Source organism: Streptomyces sp. NPDC058637, from assembly GCF_042717325.1.
GTDB lineage: Bacteria > Actinomycetota > Actinomycetes > Streptomycetales > Streptomycetaceae > Streptomyces.
Genome location: NZ_JBHXRD010000030.1, coordinates 60,127 through 81,286, shown reverse-complemented (window position 1 = coordinate 81,286; position 21,160 = coordinate 60,127). Strand labels below are relative to the sequence as shown.

Sequence of the window (21,160 nt, the reverse complement as noted above, 5' to 3'; positions counted from 1 at the left end):
GCGGAGGGACCGGCAGTGGTGGGCGGGCGCGGCGGTGCCCGCCCACCACTGTGTTCCGGGCTCAGCCCCGGGGGTAGCGGGCCAGCCAGCCGGGGGCTATGGCGGTGGGGCTGTGCAGGGCCGGGCCCTGGGTCATCTCCATGGCGAAGTCGTCGGAGAGTTCGAGGACGGTCGAGCGGCCCTCCAGCTCGGCCAGCCAGGCCGGGGGCAGGGCCGTCTCGCCGTGCAGGGCCCCGAGGAGCGCTCCGCAGACGGCTCCGGTGGCCGCGGACGGCCCGGAGTGGTTCACCGCGAGACGCAGCCCGTGCCGTACGTCCTCGCCGACCAGCGCGCAGTACAGGGCCACGGCCAGGACCTCCTCCGCGGAGTCGGTGTCGCCGAGCGCCTCGATGAGGGCGGGCCCGGGGATGCCCTGGCGTACGGAGCCGAGGGCCTGGCGGAGCGCTTCGGTGACCTGTTCGTTGCCCGGGCGTTCGGCGAGCAGGGCGAGCGCGTTCTGTACGGAGCCGTCCAGGGTCTCGCCACGGGCCAGCCCGTGCACCATGACGGCGAGGGCTCCGGCGGCGAGCTGGGCGGTGGCATGGCCGTGGGTGTGGGCCGCGCACTCGACGGCCAGCTGGAGGACGAGCGCCGGCTCCCAGCCGACGAGCAGCCCGAACGGCGCGGAGCGGGTGAGCGCGGCCGAGTCCCGCGCCGCGGGGTTCTTGGGCACGGCGAGGGTGCCCATCGTGGTGTCGCCGAAGCCCATGAGGCACTCCCTGGTGGGGGCGCGGCGGGTGTACAGCCACTCCTCCCCGGCCAGCCAGCCGTTGTCCTTGCGGCGTTCGTCGGGCCCCCAGGCGCTCTGGGTGGCCGCCCAGCGCAGATGGGCGCGGTACACGTCGGTGGGCGGGTGCCAGGCGCCGGTGTCGCGGCGGACCTGCGCCCGTATCAGCCCGTCGACGGTGAAGAGGGTGAGCTGTGTGACGGCGGTGACGGCGCCGCGCCTGCCGCCGACGGGGACGAAGTCGACGACGCCGTCCACCCCGTGGGCGGCGCGGATCGCCTCCAGGGTGTATCCCGCGACCCCCGCCCCGAGCGCGTCACCGATGGCGCCGCCGAGCAGGGAGCCCCGCACCCGGCTGCGGAAGTCCTGTTGCGCGGCACGGCCCCAGACAGCCGTGGTCCCTGTGCTCACCGTGCCCCTTCCGTTCGTTCACCGGCTTGCGACTGCGCAAGCACTGTAATCGAACGGGAAGAGCCGATTCAGGGGTGGAACGTTATGTACGGAGTCGCACTTCGGAGCACTTTTGAACGGCATTCCTCACGGTTTTCCTGGATGGGTTTCCCCGAACGATCTCCGGAGCGATCCCCGGAATGATCTTTGGAATCCCGCCCCGGAAATTCGGCCGGGGAGGTTTCGGGAAGGATTCGCGCAGACGCCCGCGCGGCCGGGATTACCGAAGGTGATCGCGGGACGGATTGCGTGGTCAGTGGTCGGCGCAGCAGGGAGTGGGGTCCGGCTCCTCGAAAGGGACCAGTACACCGCCCGCGGCCGGCATGGCGGTGAGGACCAGTTCGCCCGCCTGCCAGGCCGGCCGCACGTGATCGCGCGTCATGAGCCGTTGGCCGAGGTCGGGTTCACCGGCGGTGCCCAGCACAGTGACCCGGTCGATCGCGGAGGTCCGGAGGAGTTCCGCGACGGTCAGCGTGCCGGTGAGGGCGGACGCACCGGGGAAGAGCACGGCCCGTCCCGCGTCGTCGGGCGTTCCGGCCGTCACCTCGTACCCGTCCGCCGCCAGCCGGCGGGCCGGCTCCGCCGAGGCCACCGTGAACGAGAGCACGACCCGTGGCCGGTCGCCGCGTACGAGGTGGGTGCAGCCGAACGCGTCCTCCGTGAGGCCGAGGCCGGCCGCCAGTGACGTCAGGAGCCGGTCCGCCTCGCCCAGGGTCGTCGTACCGGTGTCGATCCAGAAGGTGTTCACGAAGGCAGGATCCACACGGGGTTGGAGTAGAACCACAGGTCGTTCCACGGGTCCGCGTCGCCGACGACGTCGACGGCCGGGCCCGCGGGGTCCACCGCGGCTCCCCGCAGTCCCGTCGCGGACCGGTTTCCGTCGGTGCCGCGCAGGCGGACGTACAGCGGGCGGTCGACGCGGCCGAGTTCGTACGTGAGCCTGACCTGTCCGGTGGACTTCCCGACCTCGTACGACTTCACCACCTTCGCCGTCGGTGCGGTGAAGGTGTCCTTGTCGGAGACCGTGCCCGTGACATCGCCCTGGATGACGTCGACCCGGGCCAGCTCGGGGACGAAACCGGCCCAGTTCGTGGCTCCGGCGAGGGCGATGTCCACGGTGAGCGTCACCTTCGTGCCCTTCCTGACGTGCAGCGCGCCGCCGAGCGTGGCCCATCGGCTGCCACCCGAGACCCGGACGTCGAGCCCGCTGACCAGCTGGCCGTGGTCGACCCAGACGCGGCCGGCGCGGATTCCGTCCATGACGGCGGCGTAGTCGAAGCCGTCGGCGCCGACGTGGGTGCGGCTGTACTGGCCGGGCCAGTAGTCGCCCTCGGTGAGGTCGATCCCGCCGCGGTAGACGGGGTCGGTGTGCTTGCCGTTGGTGAGGTAGTCGCTGTCGGGGCCGCCGCGCTTCGCGGTGTCCGCGTACACGTTGTGCGAGTCGGAGTTGGCGGTGATCCACCAGGGCTTGCCCTCGGCGAGGAGGCTGTCCCACAGGCCGCCGACGGTGGCGGTCATCCAGTCGAAGCCGCCCCAGGTGCGGTAGCTCTCCAGGGGGTATCCGGCGAAGGAGTTGGCGCCGGGGCTGCCGTCGTAGAGGCCGCGGGCACGGCCCATGCCGGTGGACTGCTCGATACCGGCGGCCTGGTGGCCGGGTGCGCCCTCCATGCCCACGGCGATCTGGTGGCGGGCGGACGTGGCGTCGCGCCAGGCGCGGATCTCGTGGGGCGAGTCGATGCCCTTGCGGGCGGGGTGGTTCGCCAGCATCAGGATGTCCTTGACCTTGCGGCGCTGGACCTGCTCGGCGAGGAAGTTGAGGCCGGCGACGGCGAGTGCCTCGTTCGCGGGCGTCGAGTCCGTCGCCTTCCGCACGCCGCCGTCGTAGGACAGCTCGAACTGCTTGAGGACGGAGACCTCGTTCTTGCCCGGGTGGACGAAGACGGTGCCGTGCTCGGCGGCCGGGATGTTCCACTCCAGGCCCTGGAAGACGAGCGTGTCCGCGTACGCCTCCCGGGCCTCCTTGATGTCCGGGTTGACCTTCTCCACGCCGATCCTGGCGTGCGTCTCGTTGCCGTGGTCGGTGATGACCATCCAGTCGAGGCCGTGCCGGGCGCCTTGGCGGACCTGGTCGGCGACCCGGTACTTGCCGTCGTTGCTGTACTGGGTGTGGACGTGGTGGTCACCGGCCAGCCACAGGAAGCCGCTGTTCTTCCGGCGTCCCTCGGCGGCGTACGCGGGGGTCGTGCCGCCCTGGGTGAGGATGCCGCCGGCGGCCAGGCCCGCGCCCAGCAGGCCCGCGCGCCGCAGCAGGGTGCGGCGGGACTGCTGTTCGGGGGTCAGGGCCTCGTCGGGCACCGAGGTGTCGAACGCGGCGGGCAGCTCCGGACCCGCCTCGTGGCTGTGGTCGTGATGGTGGTGGTGCCCGTGTCCGTGCCCGTGTCCCATGCCGGTCTCCTCAGTCCCTGCGGCGCCACTGCGACCGCGTGAGGAGGATCGACGCGAAAGATGAACATTGAACAACCACGGTCTGATCACGGGGCATCACGGACACGACGACTCGGACCGGCACTTTTCGCCATCTCAACTCCCGGTGTGCCCAGCCCAGTTGCGGTGACATCGGGCGGGGTCCGGTGGTGTCCTCCACACGCTCGGGCCGGGGGCCGGGTCCTCATGGGGCACGCCCCGGCCTGAGCGCCTGCCGCGAGCGCCTCAGTTCGGCAGCACCGGCAGCAGCTCGGGCAGGTGGCCGTCCGACGCCGCGGCGGCCGTGACGCGCTCCTCGGACACCTCGCCGTACAGCGTCGTACGCGGCTTCGCCGGCCGTCCCGCGAGCTCGGCGATGGCCACCAGGTCCTGGACGGAGCGGTACGAGCCGTAGCCGGAGCCCGCCATCCGGGAGATGGTCTCCTCCATCAGCGTCCCGCCGAGGTCGTTGGCCCCCGAGCGCAGCATCTCGGCCGCACCCTCCGTACCGAGCTTCACCCAGCTGGTCTGGATGTTGGTGACGTGCGGGTGGAGGAGCAGCCGGGCCATCGCCGTGACCGCCCGGTTGTCACGGTCGGTGGGGCCGGGGCGGGCGATCCCGGCCAGGTAGACCGGGGCGTTGGTGTGGATGAAGGGCAGCGTCACGAATTCGGTCAGGCCCCCGGTCTCCTGCTGGAGGCGGGCCAGCGTCCTGAGGTGGCCGAGCCAGTGCCGGGGCTGGTCGACGTGCCCGTACATCATGGTCGACGAGGACCGCAGCCCGACCTCATGGGCGGTCTTGATGACCTCCAGCCAGGTGGCGGTCGGCAGCTTGCCCTTGGTGAGGACCCAGCGGACCTCGTCGTCGAGGATCTCGGCGGCGGTACCGGGGATCGAGTCGAGACCGGCCTCCTTGGCGGCGGTCAGCCAGTCGCGGAGGGACATCCCCGTGCGGGTCGCGCCGTTGACGACCTCCATCGGTGAGAAGGCGTGGACGTGCATGCCGGGGACGCGCTCCTTCACCGCGCGAGCGATGTCGAAGTACGCGGTGCCGGGCAGGTCCGGGTGGATGCCGCCCTGCATGCAGACCTCGACCGCGCCGACGTCCCAGGCCTGCGCGGCACGGTCGGCGACCTGGTCCAGGGACAGGGTGTACGCGTCGGCGTCCGTGCGCCGCTGGGCGAAGGCGCAGAAACGGCAGCCGGTGTAGCAGACGTTGGTGAAGTTGATGTTCCTGGTGACGATGTAGGTGACGTCGTCACCGACCACGTCCTTGCGCAGGGCGTCCGCGATCCGGCACAGCTCGTCCAGCGCCGGTCCGTCCGCGTGGAGCAGCGCGAGGGCCTGGTCGTCGGTGAGCTTCGTCGGGTCGTCGGCGGCCTGGCTCAGCGCCTGGCGCACGTCGGCGTCGATGCGGGACGGGACCATGCCGGGGGCGGCGGCTTCGCGGAGCGCCTCCCAGTCCCCGTACACCTCGTCGAAGTCGTCGCGCCGGTCGCCGGTGCGGCCCTCGGTGTCGATGGTGCGGTGGAGGTCGGTGCGGCCGGAGGCGTTGAACCCCTCGTCGGGCTCCTGCCAGGGCAGGCCGACGGGAATCGCGTCCTCCTTCGCGAGGCCGGTCTCCGGGTCGGCGAGCGCCCGCACGTGCGGGAGGAGACGGGGGTCGAGCCAGGGCTCGCCGCGCCGGATGAACTCCGGGTAGATGGTCAGGCGTTCACGCAACCGGAAACCGGACTCGGCCGTACGGGCGGCGAGTTCGTCGATGTGCGGCCAGGGGCGCTCGGGGTTCACATGGTCGGGCGTGAGCGGTGACACGCCGCCCCAGTCGTCGATGCCCGCGCCGATCAGCAGCGCGTACTCGGCGTCGACGAGGTTCGGCGGGGCCTGGATGCGGGCGGAGGGGCCCAGGATGTGGCGGGCCACGGCGATCGCGGCGGCCAGTTCCTCCAGCTCGGCGTCCGGCATCCCGCGCATCGCCGTGTCCGGCTTGGCGCGGAAGTTCTGGACGATGACCTCCTGGACGCCGTGATAGGCACGGGCGGTCTTGCGCAGCTCGAACAGGGAGTCGGCGCGCTCCTCGTACGTCTCGCCGATGCCGATCAGGATGCCGGTCGTGAACGGGACGTTGGACCGTCCGGCGTCCTCCAGCACCCGCAGCCGGACGGCGGGTTCCTTGTCGGGCGACCCGTGGTGCGGGCCGCCCCTCTCGGACCAGAGCCGGGTCGCCGTCGTCTCCAGCATCATGCCCATGGACGGCGCGACGGGCTTGAGCCGCTGCAGATCGGTCCAGGTCAGCACCCCGGGGTTGAGGTGGGGCAGCAGCCCGGTCTCCTCCAGCACCCGGATAGCCATGGCGCGTACGTACGCCAGGGTGTCGTCGTACCCCTCGGCCTCCAGCCACTCCCGCGCCTCGGGCCAGCGGTCCTCCGGCCGGTCGCCGAGCGTGAACAGCGCTTCCTTGCAGCCCAGTCCGGCACCCTTGCGGGCGATGTCGAGGACCTCGTCCGGCGACAGGAACATCCCGTGGCCCGCCCGCCTGAGCTTCCCGGGCACGGTGACGAAGGTGCAGTAGTGGCAGGTGTCGCGGCAGAGCCGGGTCAGCGGGATGAAGACCTTGCGGGAGTACGTGATCACGCCCGGACGGCCCGCCGCGTCGAGCCCGGCGTCGCGCACCCGGGCGGCGGACGCGGCCAGATCCGTCAGATCGTCCCCCCGCGCCTGGAGCAGTACGGCGGCCTCGGCCACATCGAGGGCGACGCCGTCGCGGGCCCGTCGGAGGGCGCGCCGCATGGCGTTGGTCGTGGGACGTCCGCGCTGAGGATCGGTCATGAACCGAGCATACGAGCGGGACACCCTGCCCGGACCAGGGCCTCTGTCCGGCGTAACCGCCCGGACCACCCTGGCGCCTTGACCGTTATGTCCCTTGTGCCCCGTAGGCTCGGGGGGGTGATGGAAACGATCGTCTTCGACATCGACGAAACCCTCGTCCGCGACGACCGCCACTGGGCCTCCTGGGCCGACTGGCTCGGAGTCCCGCCGCACACCGTCAGTGCCCTCGTCGGCGCCGCGGTCGTCCAGGGCCGCGACGCCTCGGACGCGCTGCGCATCCTGCGCCCCGACATGGACGTCGACGAGGCGTACCACGCCCGCGCGGCGGCCGGCCGCGGCGAGCACCTGGACGAGCGGGACCTCTACCCCGACGTCCGCCCCGCCTTGGCGGAGCTGCGCGCGCTCGGCCTGCGGGTCGTGGTCGCGGGGAACCGGACGGTGCGGGCCGGGGAGTTGCTGCGGGCCCTGGACCTGCCGGCGGACCTGGTCGTCACGTCGGAGGAGTGGGGCGTGGCGAAGCCGCACCCTGAGTTCTTCCGGCGGGTGCTGGAGGTCTCGGAGGCCGCCCCGCACGCCACCCTTTACGTGGGTGACCATCCGGCCGAGGACCTGTTCCCGGCGAAGTCCTCCGGGCTGCAGGCGGCCCACATCCGCCGGGGGGCGTACGGGCACTGGTGGGCGGACCACCCGGACGTGACGGACACGGCGGACTGGCGCATCGACGCGCTGACGGATCTGCCGGCCCTGCTGATCAAGGCGCAACGGTCCCGCCCCGCCATCCGGGCGGTCCCGTCCGGGGCATGAGGGCCGGGAGCCCGGCTGTCCGGTCGGGCCGGGCTCTCCATCAGGGGTGGAGAGCCCGGCCCGTGCGCGTGTCCGTCCGCGGCGTTACTTGCCCAGCACCGCCCGCATCACGCTCTTGGCGATCGGCGCGCCCAGGCCACCGCCGGAGATGTCCGAGCGGGAGATGTCCATCGCCGTCGGGTCGATGAACACCGCGACCGCCACGGCCTGACCGTCGGCCTTCTTGCCGTACGAGACGAACCAGCCGTACGGCACCTCCTTGGTCACGTCGTCGCCACGCTGCGCCGTACCCGTCTTGCCGCCCACCGTGATGCCGTCGATCAGCGCCTTCTGCGCGCTGCCCTCCTTGGCGGTGAACTCCATCATCTCCTGGACCTTCTTCGCCGTCTCCTCGGAGACGGCCTGGTTCTTCACCTTCGGCTGGTGCTCCTCGAGGGTGGACAGGTCCGGTCCCTGGAGCTTGTCGACGATGTAGGGCTGCATCATCTTGCCGCCGTTGGCGAGGGCGGCCGTCACCATCGCCATCTGCATCGGGGTGCTCGTCAGGCTGCCCTGGCCCATGCCCGTGAGGGCGGTGCCGGGCTTGTCGAGCTCCTCCGGGTAGAGGCTCTTCGTGGCGAGCATGTCGCCGAAGTCCTCGGAGTAGATGTCCTCGTTGAAGCCGAACTTCTCGGCCGTCTCACGCATCTTGTCGTCACCGAGCTTGGACGCCGCGTCGAGGAAGACGTTGTTGCAGGAGTACTGCATGGCCGTCTTGAGCGAGGCCTTGTTGCAGACCGCGTCGCCCGCCTCGCTGCTGATCTTCCTCGAGGAGAGCGGCAGCGGGTAGGGGGAGACCGCGTCGGTCGGCGCGTTGACGTCCGTGACGACACCGTGCTCCAGGGCGGCCGCGGCGGTCACGATCTTGAAGGTGGAGCCGGGCGGGAAGGTCTCACGCAGCGGGCGGTTGGCCAGCGGCTTGCCCTTCTCGTCGATCAGCGACTGGAACTTGTCGCCCTCCTTGAAGGAGTTGCCGGCGAAGACCGAGGGGTCGTACGACGGTGTCGACACCAGCGCGAGGACCTTGCCCGTCGCCGGGTCGAGCGCGACGACCGCACCCCGTGCGTCGAGGTCGGTCAGGCCCTTGTAGGCCGCCTCCTGCGCCTTCGGGTCGATGGTCGTGATCACGTCGCCGCCGCGCCGCTGCTCGCCCATGAGGATGTCCTTGGCGTGCCGGAAGGCGAAGCGCTCGTCCTGGCCGCTGAGGATGCTGTCGTACGTCTTCTCCAGGAGCGACATGCCCTGCGCCTGGGAGGCGTAGCCGGTGACCGGCGCGTACATCGGGCCCTGCTTGAAGGTGCGCTGGTACTTGAAGTCGGTCCCCTCGACCTCCTTCGACCCGGTGATCGCCTTGCCGCCCACGATGATGTCACCGCGCGGGGTCGCGAACTGGGTGATCTTGACCCTTCGGTTGTGCTCGTGGGTGGAGAGCTCCTCGCTCTGGGCGAACTGGAGCCAGTTGGTCCGTATCAGCAGAGCCAGCATCAGCAGCCCGCAGAAAATGGCTATGTGCCGCAACGGCCTGTTCATCGTGCTCCTGCTCCCCGGCAGCCGAGCACACACGCACACGGGCCGCACCATCGATGTCCGGAGGTGAAAGATGCAATTTTAGCCTTGATGGTTGCACCCGGGACCGCCGCCGGTCGAACTCGGCCACCGCGCGGACGCGCCCCCGGCTACAGATACGCCGCGTAGGCGTCCAGGGCCCGCAGCACCTCCGCCTCCCCCGCCGGGGGCAGCTGCAGGACGACTTCCCCGATGCCCAGCTCCGCGTAGTGTGCCAGCTTGCCGGGGCTGGGAATGACGGCGTACGGCACCACCTGGAGGTGTTCCGGGTCACGCCCGGCCTTGTCCCAGGCGGCACGCAGCGCCGGTACGGACTCCGTCAGACCGCGCCCGCCGATCGGCAGCCAGCCGTCCGCGGTCTCGGCGATCTGCGCGAACAGTTTCGGTCCCGCGGCCCCGCCGATCAGGGTGCGCGGCCCGATCACCGGGCCGCGCGGCTCCCGCACCGGCTTGGGGTAGGCGTGACTCGCCCGCACCGAGCCGAACTCGCCCTCGTACGCCGTCGGCCCGTCCGCCCACAGGGCGCGCATCAGCGCCATCCGGTCGCGGACCAGTGCCCGCCGGGTCGGCCAGTGGACCCCGTGGTCCGCGGCCTCCTCCACATTCCAGCCGAAGCCGACGCCGAGCGTGAAGCGGCCGCCGGAGAGGTGGTCGAGCGTGGCGGCCTGCTTCGCCAGGTCGACGGGGTCGTGCTGGGCGACCAGCGTGATGCCGGTGCCGAGCGCCAGCCGCTCGGTGACCGCCGATGCCTGCCCCAGGGCGACGAAGGGGTCGAGGGTGCGGCCGTACTCGGGCGGCAGTTCGCCGCCTGCCGGGTACGGGGTGTCCCTGCTCACCGGGATATGGGTGTGCTCGGGCAGGTACAGCCCGGCGAATCCCCGCTGCTCCAGCTCGCGGGCCAGTCGTACCGGCGTGATCGTCTCATCGGTGAGAAAGATCGTTGTGGCGATCCGCATGTGAGGACACCTCCGTCGTCGTCCGTGACGAACCCAACGTATGCCGTGCGGCGCCCCAGGCGGAACGTTCGGCCCGTCCGGGGGCTTCCGTGGCTCCGTTTCGGCCGTAACTCCCGCGGTGTTTCCCGTCAGTTCACCGCCGGACACCAGAGTGCGCGTACGTCGTCCTCGTCACTCACGACACCCTGGGGAGCCACTCGTATGACCGGATCGATCGCCAGACGCGGCCTTCTTCTCACCACCGCCGCCACCGCACTGACGCTGGGACCCGTGCGCTTCGCCGACGCCGCTCCCCGGGAGGGGGAGGGGGCCGGGGAGTACACGGAGCGGACGGTGCGCGGCACGCTGCCCGCCGGTTCGCCCGACTTCGTCTACCTGCCCGTCGAGGTCCCGCGCGGCGTGCGGGAGATCACCGTCTCCTACACGTACGAGCGGACGCCCGTCCCGGCCGGCACCCAGGGCAACGCCCTCGACATCGGCATCTTCGACTAGCGCGGCACGGACCTGGGCGGGCGGGGCTTCCGCGGCTGGTCCGGCGGGGCGCGGAGCTCCTTCTTCATCCGGGCCGACGAGGCGACTCCCGGCTACATTCCCGGCCCCGTACGCGCCGGGACCTGGCACATCGCGCTCGGGCCGTACACCGTGGCGCCCGACGGGCTGCCGTACGAGGTGACGGTGGCCCTGCGCTTCGGCGCGTCGGCGGCCACGCCGGAGCCCGTGTATCCGCCGGAGCGCGCCAAGGGGCGCGGCCGGGCGTGGTACCGGGGCGACTGCCATCTGCACTCCGTCCACTCCGACGGCAGGCGCACCCCGGCGGAGATCGCCGCCGCCGCGCGCGCCGCCGGGCTCGACTTCATCAACAGCAGCGAGCACAACACCCACTCCGCGCACAGCGCCTGGCAGGGCCTGTGGGGTGACGACCTGCTGATCCTGACGGGCGAGGAGGTCACCACCCGCAACGGGCACGTCGTCGCGGTCGCCACCGACCCCGGCACCTTCGTCGACTGGCGCTACCGGGCCCGCGACAACCGCTTCGGGCACTTCGCGAAGGCCGTGCGGCGGGCCGGCGGGCTGGTCGTGCCCGCGCACCCGCACGCCACCTGCATCGGCTGTCACTGGAAGTTCGGCTACGGCGAGGCGGACGCGGTGGAGGTGTGGAACGGTCCGTACACCCCGGAGGACGAGATCGCCCTCGCCGAGTGGGACAACTCCCTCGTCGCGGCCACCCGTTCGTCGAGGCCGTGGATCCCGGCCGTGGGAAGCAGCGACGCGCACCGGGAGCCTGACGAGGTGGGGCTCCCGCAGACCGTCGTCCTGGCCCGTGAGCTGTCCCGCGAGGCGATCACCGACGGCATCCGGGCGGGCCGCTCGTATCTCGCCGAGTCGTCGGGCGTCACGCTCACCTTCGGCGCCACGGGCGGACGAGGTCTGCACGCCGGGATCGGGGAACGGCTCCCGGCCGGCCCGGACACACCCGTCACCGTGCGGCTGGAGGTCGGCGGGGCCCCTGGGTGCACCGCGCACTTCGTCACCGACCAGGGCACGTTGCACACGGCCGCGCTCCCCGCGTCCGGGGCGGGCACGGTGGAGTGGCGGACCACCCCGGCGTACGCCGCCTATGTGCGGGCCGAGGTCCGGCACCCGGCGTCGGTGCCGGGGCTGCCGGGCGCCCTGGCGGCCCTCACCAACCCGCTGTTCCTCGGGAGCGGGAGCGTCGGCGGGGAATGACGGACCGGTCGCCCCGGGACCCTGAAATTCAGGTTAGCCTAACCTCAGTAATTCCGGGTTCGGGGAGGGACAGTCATGGGTCACGGCTGGGAGGGCGTCGTCCTCAAGCTCATGCGGGGACGGGACTTCACCTTCACCGTCACCGGTGTCGAGCAGGTCACCGAGGACTTCCGGCGGGTGAGCGTGACCGACGGCGGCCTCCTCGCCGCGACCGGTGGCGCGCATCCGACGATGTGGGTCAGGATCTGGTTCGAGCAGGGCGGCAAGCCGCACCAGCGCGCCTACACCCTGGTCGATCCGGACCCGGCCGCCGGGACGTTCGGCCTGGAGTTCGCCCTCCACGACGGGGCGGCGAGCGCCTGGGCCCGGGCGGCACGGGTCGGCGACACGATCGACGCGACGCTCCAGGGCACCGGGTTCACGCTGCCCGAGCCCGCGCCCGCACGGCTCTTCGTGGTCGGCGACACGGCCTCGCTGCCCGCGATCAACTCCCTGCTGGACGCGGTCCCGGGGACCCCCGCGACGATCTGGTTCGAGACGGCGCACGCCTCGGACGAGGAGCTCCCCTTCCGTCTGGACCCGGCGCACCACACCCTGCGCACGGTCCCGCGCCGCGACGCGGGCGCGCACCTGGTGGCCGAGGTGAAGGCCGCCCTGCCCGGCCTGCTGGGCACCGACACCTCGGACGTGTTCGTCTGGATCGCCTGCGACACGTCGACGACCCGGGCCCTGGGGTCGTTCGCCCGCAAGGAGCTGGGTGTCCCCAGGGACCGGGTCAACGCACTGGGTTACTGGCGCGCGAGCTGACGGGCCCCTGAAAAGGCGCGCGGGGCCGGCCGCGGCCGTGCGCTCAGCAGTTCGGGATGACCGCGCCGTTGTTGTCGCGGGCCTCGTCGTTGCCCCAGCGGGAGAGGTAGTACGCGGACACATACGCCCCGCGTCCGTTCTTGCCCGCGTAGACGGTGTCCAGGTCCGTCCTCAGCCACCAGTGGTTGTAGCTGCTTCCGGAGCCGACCTGGGCGCCCCACACCTTGCAGTACACGTAGTTGGTGCCGGCGTTCAGCACGCCCTGCGCGTCGGCGGTGTTCGCCGCAGCGTAGCCCGTCGCGGCGGCGAAGGTGTCGACCCAGTACTTCGAGGTGCCGCCGCCACAGCCGTTGTCGCTGGTGAGGTACTTGCCGTAGTACGAGCCCGGGTACGGGGCGAGCGACCGGCCGTTGATCGCGATGCTCTGGCCGACGCCGTTGTACAGCTGCTCGTAGTGGATGTGGGCGCCGGAGCTGTTGCCGGTGGAGCCGGTCACGCCGATCTGCTGCCCCTGGGACACCTGGGCGCCGTTGGCCACGGAGTAGGAGGCCAGGTGGAAGTAGTAGGTCTGCCAGCCGCCCCCGTGGTCGATGGCGATGTAGTTGCCCGCGCCGCTCGGCTGCGAGTAGCGGTGGGCGGTGCCGCCCGAGGAGGCGAGGACGGGGGATCCCGCGGTGGATCCGCCGTCGGTGCGGACGAAGTCGAGGGCCTGTCTGACCTCGGCCGAGTGGTGACTGTACGTCCACTGCTGGCCGCAGGGGTAAGGGGCCTTGAAGTTCGGTGCCGCCGCCGCCGGGGTCGCGGTGAGCAGGCCCGCCACCAGGGCGGTCAGCCCCAGCAGCGCGATACGTATCGAGCGCATGGTTCCTCCGGGAGTGGGATGCGGGGAGGTGCGGGTTCGGGATACGGGCATCGATCCGTGTCGGACGGACCCCAGGGTGCCGCAATCCGCGCCTCACCAGTAGACCCACGGAACAGGAGGGCGGGCCCGGCCGGGCCCCGCCCTCGCGCCCGTCGCCGCCCCTACTTGCGGTAGATCTCCTCGATCACCGCGTCGAAGTCCCGTGCGATGGCGTCCCGCTTCAGCTTCAGCGAGGGGGTCAGGTGCCCGCTCTGCTCGGTGAACTCCACCGGCAGGACCGTGAACTTGCGGATGGACTCGGCGCGCGAGACCAGCCGGTTGGCCTCGTCGACAGCGCGCTGCAGCGCCGTGCGCAGCTCCTCGTCCTCGACGAGCTCACGCAGCGGGACGCCCTCCTTCTTCCGCATCCGGCGCCAGTGCGCGAGACCGTCCGGCTCCAGGGTGATCAGGGCGCTGATGAACGACCGGTTGTCGCCGACCACCATGCACTGCCCGACCAGCGGATGGGCGCGCAGCCAGTCCTCCAGCGGTGCGGGGGTGACGTTCTTGCCGCCGGACGTGATGATGATGTCCTTCTTGCGGCCGGTGATCGTGAGGTAGCCGTCCTCGTCCAGCGCGCCCAGGTCGCCGGTGGGGAACCAGTTGCCCTCCTCCGCGTATGGGACCGCCTTGCCCTGTTCGGCGTCCCAGTAGCCCTGGAACACCTGGCCGCCGCCGAGCAGGACCTCCCCGTCGTCCGCGATCCGTACGGCGGTGCCGGGCAGGGGCCAGCCCACCGTGCCCAGCCGGGGCTTGAGGGGCGGGGTGACCGTGGCGGCGGCGGTGGTCTCCGTCAGGCCGTAGCCCTCGAAGATCTGGATGCCCGCGCCCGCGTAGAAGGCGGCGAGCCGGTGCCCCAGCGGCGAGCCGCCACAGATCGCGTACCGGACGTGACCGCCCAGCGCGGCCCGGATGCGCCGGTAGACCAGGGGGTCGTAGAGGGCGCGCGCGGCGCGCAGACCGAGGCCCGGGCCGGGGCCGGTGCCGTGCTGCTGCGCCTCGACCGCCTCGCCGTAGCGCTGCGCGATCCGGGCGGCCCGGTCGAAGGACGAGGCGCGGCCCATGTTCTCGGCGGTGGCCCGGCCGGTGTTGTAGACCTTCTCCAGGACGTACGGGATGGCCAGCAGGAACGACGGCTTGAAGCCCGCCAGGTCCGCGAGCAGGTCCTCCGTCCGGATGGACGGCGCGTGCCCGAGCCGGACCCGGGCGCGCATGCAGCCGATCGCGACCATCCGGCCGAAGACGTGCGAGAGGGGCAGGAACAGCAGGGTGGACGCGGGGTACTTCGAGACCGATTTGAAGACCGGGTGGAGCAGCTCGATGGCGTTGTCGACCTCGGCGAAGAAGTTCCCGTGGCTCAGGACGCAGCCCTTGGGGCGGCCTGTGGTGCCCGAGGTGTAGATGAGGGTGGCGGGGCTGTGCGGCTCCAGCGTGGCGCGGCGGGCGGCGACGACCGCGTCCGGGATCTCCCGGCCGAGCTTCTTCAGCCGGCCGACGGCGCCCGTGTCGAACTGCCAGAGATGGGCGAGGTCGCCGAGCTGCTGGCGCTCCTGGCTGATCAGCCGTCCCTGCTCCTTCGTCTCGACGGCGCAGGCGACGGCCCCCGAGTCCTGGAGGATCCAGCGGGCCTGGAAGGCGGACGAGGTGGGGTAGATCGGCACGGTGACCAGCCCGGCCGCCCAGGACGCGAAGTCGAGCAGCGTCCACTCGTAGGTCGTACGGGCCATGATCGCGATCCGGTCTCCGGCCCGGAGGCCTTCGGCGATCAGGCCCTTGGCGACGGCCCGGACCTCGGCGGCGAAGTCGGCGGCGGTCACGTCCTGCCAGCTGTCGTCTGCCTGCTTGCGGCTGAGGACGGGTTCGTCCGGGGCCTCGGCGGCGTTGTCGAACGGGATCTCGGCGAGCGATCCGCGTCGGACCGTCGGTGCGAACAGCGGTACGGAGACCTCCCGTACCGTGCCGTCGGCGGCCCTGACCCTGGTCGGCTCGACCAGGACGGGCACGGCGGGCGTGGCGGATACGGCGGCGGATGCGGGCGTGGACACGAGCGGCTCCTCGACATGGGGGCCGGCGCCGGGCCCGTGCCTGGGGTCCGGCGCCGTACGGGCTGCTGGGTGCGGGGGGTCGTACACGTGCGAGCTGCGGGGTGGCTCGGGGTCAGGGGCGCTCCAGGATCGCCGTCACCCCCTGGCCGCCCGCGGCGCAGACCGAGATGAGGCCCCGGCCGGGTGCGTCCCGTTCCGCGAGGAGCTTGGCCAGGGTCGCCACGATCCGGGCACCGGTCGCGGCGAACGGATGGCCCGTGGCGAGGGACGATCCGACCACGTTCAGCTTGTCCCTGTCGACGGGGGCCAGGCCCCGCTGCTCCCAGGAGGCCAGCGTGGCGAGGACCTGGGAGGCGAAGGCCTCGTGGATCTCGAAGAGGTCGAAGTCCTCGATGGTGAGCCCGGCGCGCTCCAGCATGCGCGGGACTGCGTACGCGGGCGCCATAAGCAGCCCGTCCTCGCCGTCCACGTAGTCCACGGCCGCCGTCTCGTACAGCGACAGGTAGGCCAGCGGCTCCAGACCGTGGGCCTCGGCCCACTCCTCGCTCGCCAGCAGCACGGTGGCCGCACCGTCCGTGAGGGGGGTCGAATTGCCCGCCGTCATCGTCGCGTCCGGGTGATCGGCGCCGAACACCGGCTTCAGCGTGGCGAGTTTCTCCACCGTGGAGCCGGGACGCAGGTTCTGGTCACGGTCCAGGCCGAGGTAGGGGACGACGAGGTCGTCCAGGAAGCCCCGCTCGTAGGCCGCGGCGAGCCGCTGGTGACTGGTGGCCGCCAGCAGGTCCTGGTCCGCGCGGGCGACGCCCCACTTCCGGGCGGTGACGGCGGCGTGCTCGCCCATCGAGAGGCCGGTGCGGGGTTCGGCGTTGCGCGGGATGTCCGGGACGAGGTGGCGGGGGCGTACGCCCGCCAGGGCCTTGAGCCGGCCGCCCGTGGACCTCGCCCGGCGCGCGTCCAGCAGGATCCTGCGCAGTTGGTCGTTGACGCCGAGGGGGGCGTCGCTCGTGGTGTCCGCGCCGCCCGCGATCGCGGAGTCGACGGCGCCGAGCGCGATCTTGTTGGCGGCCGCGACGACGGCCTGCAGTCCGGTTCCGCACGCCTGCTGGATGTCGTACGCCGGGGTACGCGGGTCGAGGGCGGAGCCGAGGACGGTCTCGCGGGCCAGATTGAAGTCCCGGCTGTGCTTGAGGACCGCGCCGGCGACGAACTCGCCCACCTGCCGTCCGCCCAGGCCGAACCGCTCGACGAGCCCGTCCAGCGCGGCGGTGAGCATCTGCTGGTTGGAGGCGCGCGCGTACGGGCCGTCGGAGCGTGCGAACGGGATGCGGCTGCCGCCGAGGACGGCGACGCGGCGGGGCTGCGGAAGTGCGAGGGGTATCAACTCGACCAGCTCATCTCGACCAGCTCCTGACTCTTGAGTAACCTTACTCAAGAGTAAATCTACGATGAGCAGGGAGTCTGGACAATGGCCGACCGCTATCTGCACCTCACCGGCACAGCACCCGGCCGCTTTCTGACCCGCCGGCTCGGGCTCCCACAGCCCGAGCGACTGCGCCGCTGGACGGTGGGCACACCGGCCCTCGACGGGCCGTTGCTGCACCTCACAGCGGGCGGGTCGGCCCTGGGGGGCACGCTCGGACCGGTCCTCGCGGCAACCGGCCTGAAGGTCACCGAGCACGCCGAACGCCCTGCGGGCATCGTCGTGGACGCGACCGGAATCACCTCGGCCGCCGGCCTCGGGCACCTGCACACCGCACTGCACCCCGTCGTACGGTCCCTGGCGACCGGCGGCCGTGTCGTCGTCCTCGGCACACCGCCTTCCCCCGACGACCACCACCAGGCGGCCGCCCAGCAGGCCCTCGAAGGATTCGTCCGCTCGCTCGGCAAGGAGATCGGCAGGGGAGCCACCACGCAGCTGCTGCGCGTCGCCCCGGGGGCGGCCGCGTCCGCCGAGTCCACGCTCCGCTTCCTGCTGTCCCCCCGGTCCGCGTACGTCAGCGGCCAGGTCATCGAGCTCACCGCGGCCGCCCCCGGCCCGGTGGCCGACTGGCTGGCACCGCTGGCCGGGCGCACCGCACTGGTCACCGGCGCGGCCCGCGGCATCGGCGCTTCGGTCGCCTCCGTGCTGGCGCGCGACGGCGCCCGGGTGATCTGCCTGGACGTCCCGCAGGCCGAGGAGGAGCTGATCCGCACCGCGGACCGGCTCGGCGCCACCGCCCTGCCGCTGGACATCACCGCGCCCGACGCCGCCGCCCGGATCGCCGAGGCGGCCCCCGACGGCCTCGACGTCCTCGTCCACAACGCGGGCATAACCCGGGACCGGCGGCTCGCCAACATGCCCGCCGACCGCTGGGCCTCGGTCATCGAGGTCAACCTCGACAGCGTCCTGCGCACCACGGACGCCCTCCTCGACGCGGGCACGGTCAACCGGGGCGGCCGGATCGTCGCCACCGCGTCCATCGCGGGCATCGCCGGCAACAACGGCCAGACCAACTACGCGGCGAGCAAGGCGGGCATCATCGGCATGGTCCGCTCCCTCGCCCCGCGCGCCGCCGCCGACCACGACGTCACCGTCAACGCGGTCGCGCCCGGCTTCATCGAGACGAGGATGACGGCCGCCGTGCCGCTCTTCATCCGGGAGGCCGGCCGCCGGATGAACTCGCTGTCCCAGGGCGGGCTCCCGATCGACGTCGCCGAGACCACCGCCTGGTTCGCCCAGCCCGCGTCCAGTGCCGTCAACGGCCAGGTCGTGCGGGTCTGCGGCCAGAGCCTGCTGGGGGCCTGATCCCGTGGCCGGTCTGAGCGTGTCCCTCGTACGCGGGGCCGTCACCTCCCCGTTCAAGCGGCCGGGGCGCCCCGGCGCCACACTGCCCACCGGCCGCGCGGTGCTGCCGCCCGGCCGCGCCGCCCCCGCCCCCCTCGCCGCCTACCGCAGGATCTGCGGCTTCACCGAGCCGGACGTGCTGCCGCTCACCTACCCGCACGTCCTGGGCTTCCCCCTGGCCATGCGCGTCATGACGGGCCGGGCCTTCCCGCTGCCGGTGCTGGGACTGGTCCACACCTGGATCGAGATCACCGCCCACCGCACCCCGCGCCCGGCGGACGCGCTCGAACTGAGCGTGTACGCCGATGAACTGACACCCCATCGCCGGGGCACCGAGGTCACCATGGTGACCGAGGCACGGCTGGCCGGGGACCTGGCCTGGGAGTCCCGCAGCGGCTATCTGTCCCGCCACACGACGGCCACCGCCGCTTCTCCGCACGCGGCGGCCCCGACGGACCTCCCCGCCGTGGCGGAGTGGCGGCTGCCTGGCGACCTCGGGCGGCGGTACGCGGCCGCGTCGGGCGACCGGAACCCCATCCACCTGCACCCGCTGACGGCCCGGCTGTTCGGCTTCCCCCGGCACATCGCCCACGGCATGTGGACCGTCGCCCGCTGCCTCGCGGAAGCGGCGGCGGCAGCGGAAGCCGGTGTGGGGGCAGCTGAAGGGACCGACGGCCGGATCCGTTCCGTACGGGCCGACTTCAGGGCCCCCGTCCTGCTGCCGGCCACCGTGACGTACGCCGCGGCGGGCTCCGCCTTCGAGGTCCGCGGCACCGACCGCGTCCACCTCACCGGCAGCATCACCCGGGAGGCCGACTGACAGCCCGCCGGGTCACTCCCCCCGGGACTGCCAGCCGCGGCCGTGCATGAGGTTCTCCAGGCCCGCCCACGAGAAGTTCATCAGGGTGCCCGCGGCCTCCTTGGCCGAGACGCCCGGAGTGACGTTCGCCCATCCGGCGAGCGCCTCCGCGGCACCCACGAGCGCCTGCGCGAGCCCGGCCACATCACGGTCGGGCAGCGCGGGATCATGGTGCGCCTCACGCGCCGCGGCCCCGATCAGACCCGTCACGAACGCAATGATCTCCTCCCGCAGCACCGCGACCTCGCTGACGAACGGCTCCCCCTGTGAGGGCGCCTGCTGGTGCAGCACGGCCCAGCCGTCCGGGTTCTCCGCGGTGTGCGTGAAGAACGCCCGCAGCCCGGACCACAGTTGCCGGTCGGCGGGCAGCCCCGGCTCCACTCCGGCCCGCACCGCCTCCACCAGCGACTTCGCCTCACGGCGGATGCACGCGGTGAAGAGTTCCTCCTTGGAGTTCAGGTACAGGTAGACCAACGGCTTGGAGACCCCGGCCGACTCGGCGATCTCGTCCATCGAGGCGGCACGGTACCCCCGCTGCCCGAAGGTCCGCACCGCAGCGTCCATCATCTGCTGCTCGCGCACCGCGCGTGGCATCCGTTTGCTCTTCACCGCACTCATGTCCAACTCCCCTCCCCGCCCCCACTGCCCTACCTCTCGGTAAGAGTACGGCGCGGCTCCCACCCCCGTCGTACGGAAGGGGCGCCGCCCGGCCACGCTGACCGGTAGTCGTCCACCCCGCCCCTGACGGGGGCACCCCGTACGCCCCAGGTACCCCACGGAGTCACACCGTGGTCCGATGCTGTCGTCCGATACCGCCGCCTAGTGTCCCTGGCATGACGATCAGACTCCGCGGACGAACGGCCGTCGTCGCCCTCACGGCCCTGACCCTGCTGACCGCGCCCACCGTCACCGCCCAGGCCCTGTCCGGCCCCGCGCCCACCCCCGCCACATCCGCGGCCACGCTCGAACTGCCCCGCCCGACCGGCCCGTACGCCGTCGGCACCGAGGTCCTGCACCTCACCGACCGCAGCCGCACCGACCCCTGGGTGCCCGAAGCCGGGGACCGGGAACTGATGGTGTCCCTGTACTACCCCGCCCGCCCCGCCCGCCCCGGACGGCCGGGCGCCACCGCCCCGTACATGACCACCGGCGAAGCCCGGCTGGTGCTGGCGGGCATCGGCCTGGAAGTCCCCGTGGAACCGACGGCGCTCAGCGAGCTCGGCACCCACGCCCGCACCGGCGCCCGGACGGCCCCCCGGCGGTTCCCCCTGGTGCTGCTCTCCCCCGGGTTCGGTAATCCCCGGGCCACGGTCACCTCGCTCGCGGAGGACCTGGCGAGCCGCGGCTACGTGGTGGCCGGCGTCGACCATGCCTACGAGTCCGTCGGGACCGAGCTGCCCGACGGCCGGCTCCTGACCTGCGTGGCCTGCGAGAAGATATCGTCCGCGCCTTCCGAGGAGGCCCGGGAGGAGCTGGGCAGGCTCCTCTCCACCGGCAGGGCCGCCGACTTCTCCTTCGTACTGGACCGGCTGACCGGCCACCGTCCCGCCTGGAAGAACTCCCGCATGATCGACCCCGGCCGGGTCGCCGTGGCCGGCCATTCCATCGGGGGCAGTGCGGCCGCCTCCGCGATGCTCGCCGACCGCCGCTTCGACGCGGGGGTCAACATGGACGGCACGTTCAGGGAGCCCGTTCCCGCTTCCGGTCTCGGCGAGCGCCCCTTCATGATGCTGGGGACCAACGCCTTCCATTCCCCCGGCGGCGAGGACGAGTCCTGGGACCAGGGCTGGCAGCGACTGGACGGCTGGAAGCGCTGGATCGGTGTCGAGGGCTCCGGCCATTCCAGCTTCACGGACGTGCCCGTCCTGGAGGACCGGATGGAGGTGACGCTGGATCCCTCGGTCACGATCTCCACCGAACGCCAGGTCCGGATCACCCGTGACTACGTCGCCGCCTTCCTCGACCAGCACCTGTACGGCCGGCACCAGCCACTCCTGGACGGCCCGACACCGGGCAACCCCGAGGTCGTCCTCCATCAGCCCTGACCCGGCGGACACAGGAGCGCCCCGGCTCCGTGAGTAGGGGGCCGGGGCGCTCCTGTGTCTGACTCCGCCCGACTTCGT

15 protein-coding genes and 1 pseudogene are annotated in these 21,160 nt (G+C 72.2%); 6 read left to right on the top strand and 10 right to left on the bottom strand.

Annotated features, from left to right (window positions below; all coding sequences use genetic code 11):
• Positions 1–61: 61 nt before the first annotated feature.
• The 4 genes from ACFWVP_RS26575 to ACFWVP_RS26560 form a co-directional block, all read right to left on the bottom strand.
• Positions 62–1,177 (bottom strand): ADP-ribosylglycohydrolase family protein, encoded by a 1,116-nt coding sequence (locus ACFWVP_RS26575; RefSeq protein ID WP_384500348.1) that lies wholly within the window; start codon positions 1,175–1,177, stop codon positions 62–64.
• A gap of 292 nt (positions 1,178–1,469) precedes the next feature.
• Positions 1,470–1,964, bottom strand: coding sequence for a hypothetical protein (locus ACFWVP_RS26570; protein ID WP_384500346.1), 495 nt, complete (start codon positions 1,962–1,964; stop codon positions 1,470–1,472).
• Complete coding sequence (locus ACFWVP_RS26565) at positions 1,961–3,661, bottom strand: PHP domain-containing protein (protein ID WP_384500344.1); 1,701 nt, start codon at positions 3,659–3,661, stop codon at positions 1,961–1,963. Before ACFWVP_RS26565 ends, ACFWVP_RS26570 begins: the two co-directional genes overlap by 4 nt.
• Positions 3,662–3,925: 264 nt before the next feature.
• Entirely contained in the window at positions 3,926–6,508 is a 2,583-nt protein-coding gene (locus ACFWVP_RS26560; protein ID WP_384500342.1) for a bifunctional FO biosynthesis protein CofGH, read from the bottom strand.
• 120 nt (positions 6,509–6,628) lie between these two features.
• Between ACFWVP_RS26560 and ACFWVP_RS26555 the strand changes: the two genes are divergently transcribed.
• On the top strand, positions 6,629–7,312 hold the full coding sequence (locus ACFWVP_RS26555) for an HAD family hydrolase (RefSeq protein WP_384500380.1): 684 nt from the start codon (positions 6,629–6,631) through the stop codon (positions 7,310–7,312).
• Positions 7,313–7,396: 84 nt separating this feature from the next.
• On the opposite strand, the gene ACFWVP_RS26550 is transcribed toward ACFWVP_RS26555, so the two are convergent.
• Together ACFWVP_RS26550 and ACFWVP_RS26545 are read right to left on the bottom strand one after the other, a co-directional pair.
• Positions 7,397–8,881 (bottom strand): peptidoglycan D,D-transpeptidase FtsI family protein, encoded by a 1,485-nt coding sequence (locus ACFWVP_RS26550; RefSeq protein WP_384500340.1) that lies wholly within the window; start codon positions 8,879–8,881, stop codon positions 7,397–7,399.
• A gap of 146 nt (positions 8,882–9,027) precedes the next feature.
• Positions 9,028–9,873: a TIGR03619 family F420-dependent LLM class oxidoreductase gene (locus ACFWVP_RS26545; RefSeq protein ID WP_384500338.1), complete on the bottom strand. Its 846-nt coding sequence runs from the start codon at positions 9,871–9,873 to the stop codon at positions 9,028–9,030.
• A gap of 201 nt (positions 9,874–10,074) precedes the next feature.
• Here ACFWVP_RS26545 and ACFWVP_RS26540 point away from each other — a divergent pair.
• Positions 10,075–11,601 (top strand): annotated as a pseudogene (locus tag ACFWVP_RS26540) (CehA/McbA family metallohydrolase).
• A gap of 75 nt (positions 11,602–11,676) precedes the next feature.
• Positions 11,677–12,408, top strand: coding sequence for a siderophore-interacting protein (locus ACFWVP_RS26535; RefSeq protein ID WP_384500336.1), 732 nt, complete (start codon positions 11,677–11,679; stop codon positions 12,406–12,408).
• Positions 12,409–12,451: 43 nt separating this feature from the next.
• Here the strand turns inward: ACFWVP_RS26535 and ACFWVP_RS26530 are convergent, their stop codons facing one another.
• From ACFWVP_RS26530 to ACFWVP_RS26520, 3 genes are all read right to left on the bottom strand, one after another.
• Complete coding sequence (locus ACFWVP_RS26530) at positions 12,452–13,270, bottom strand: M23 family metallopeptidase (RefSeq protein WP_384500334.1); 819 nt, start codon at positions 13,268–13,270, stop codon at positions 12,452–12,454.
• 161 nt (positions 13,271–13,431) lie between these two features.
• On the bottom strand, positions 13,432–15,354 hold the full coding sequence (locus ACFWVP_RS26525) for an AMP-dependent synthetase/ligase (RefSeq protein ID WP_384500332.1): 1,923 nt from the start codon (positions 15,352–15,354) through the stop codon (positions 13,432–13,434).
• A 112-nt stretch (positions 15,355–15,466) separates the two neighbouring features.
• The gene (locus ACFWVP_RS26520) at positions 15,467–16,744 is read right to left on the bottom strand and encodes an acetyl-CoA C-acetyltransferase (RefSeq protein ID WP_384500379.1); all 1,278 of its coding nucleotides are present in this window, start codon (positions 16,742–16,744) and stop codon (positions 15,467–15,469) included.
• A 75-nt stretch (positions 16,745–16,819) separates the two neighbouring features.
• Between ACFWVP_RS26520 and ACFWVP_RS26515 the strand changes: the two genes are divergently transcribed.
• Entirely contained in the window at positions 16,820–18,139 is a 1,320-nt protein-coding gene (locus ACFWVP_RS26515; RefSeq protein ID WP_384500330.1) for a 3-oxoacyl-ACP reductase, read from the top strand.
• A gap of 4 nt (positions 18,140–18,143) precedes the next feature.
• A complete protein-coding gene (locus ACFWVP_RS26510; RefSeq protein ID WP_384500328.1) occupies positions 18,144–18,998 on the top strand; it encodes a MaoC family dehydratase in 855 nt (284 codons plus the stop codon).
• 12 nt (positions 18,999–19,010) lie between these two features.
• Here ACFWVP_RS26510 and ACFWVP_RS26505 read toward each other — a convergent pair whose 3' ends face one another.
• The gene (locus ACFWVP_RS26505; RefSeq protein WP_384500326.1) at positions 19,011–19,655 is read right to left on the bottom strand and encodes a TetR/AcrR family transcriptional regulator; all 645 of its coding nucleotides are present in this window, start codon (positions 19,653–19,655) and stop codon (positions 19,011–19,013) included.
• A gap of 215 nt (positions 19,656–19,870) precedes the next feature.
• On the opposite strand from ACFWVP_RS26505, the gene ACFWVP_RS26500 reads away from it, so the two are divergent.
• Positions 19,871–21,082: an alpha/beta hydrolase family protein gene (locus ACFWVP_RS26500; protein WP_384500324.1), complete on the top strand. Its 1,212-nt coding sequence runs from the start codon at positions 19,871–19,873 to the stop codon at positions 21,080–21,082.
• Positions 21,083–21,160 lie beyond the last annotated feature (78 nt).

What these genes read in the sequence shown, in the direction of transcription:
- ACFWVP_RS26530 (WP_384500334.1), bottom strand. Translation starts at nt 13,270, where the DNA reads ATGCGCTCGATACGTATCGCGCTGCTGGGGCTGACCGCCCTGGTGGCG.
- ACFWVP_RS26535 (WP_384500336.1), top strand. Translation starts at nt 11,677, where the DNA reads ATGGGTCACGGCTGGGAGGGCGTCGTCCTCAAGCTCATGCGGGGACGG.
- ACFWVP_RS26500 (WP_384500324.1), top strand. Translation starts at nt 19,871, where the DNA reads ATGACGATCAGACTCCGCGGACGAACGGCCGTCGTCGCCCTCACGGCC.
- ACFWVP_RS26565 (WP_384500344.1), bottom strand. Translation starts at nt 3,661, where the DNA reads ATGGGACACGGGCACGGACACGGGCACCACCACCATCACGACCACAGC.
- ACFWVP_RS26550 (WP_384500340.1), bottom strand. Translation starts at nt 8,881, where the DNA reads ATGAACAGGCCGTTGCGGCACATAGCCATTTTCTGCGGGCTGCTGATG.
- ACFWVP_RS26505 (WP_384500326.1), bottom strand. Translation starts at nt 19,655, where the DNA reads ATGAGTGCGGTGAAGAGCAAACGGATGCCACGCGCGGTGCGCGAGCAG.
- ACFWVP_RS26545 (WP_384500338.1), bottom strand. Translation starts at nt 9,873, where the DNA reads ATGCGGATCGCCACAACGATCTTTCTCACCGATGAGACGATCACGCCG.
- ACFWVP_RS26560 (WP_384500342.1), bottom strand. Translation starts at nt 6,508, where the DNA reads ATGACCGATCCTCAGCGCGGACGTCCCACGACCAACGCCATGCGGCGC.
- ACFWVP_RS26555 (WP_384500380.1), top strand. Translation starts at nt 6,629, where the DNA reads ATGGAAACGATCGTCTTCGACATCGACGAAACCCTCGTCCGCGACGAC.
- ACFWVP_RS26515 (WP_384500330.1), top strand. Translation starts at nt 16,820, where the DNA reads ATGGCCGACCGCTATCTGCACCTCACCGGCACAGCACCCGGCCGCTTT.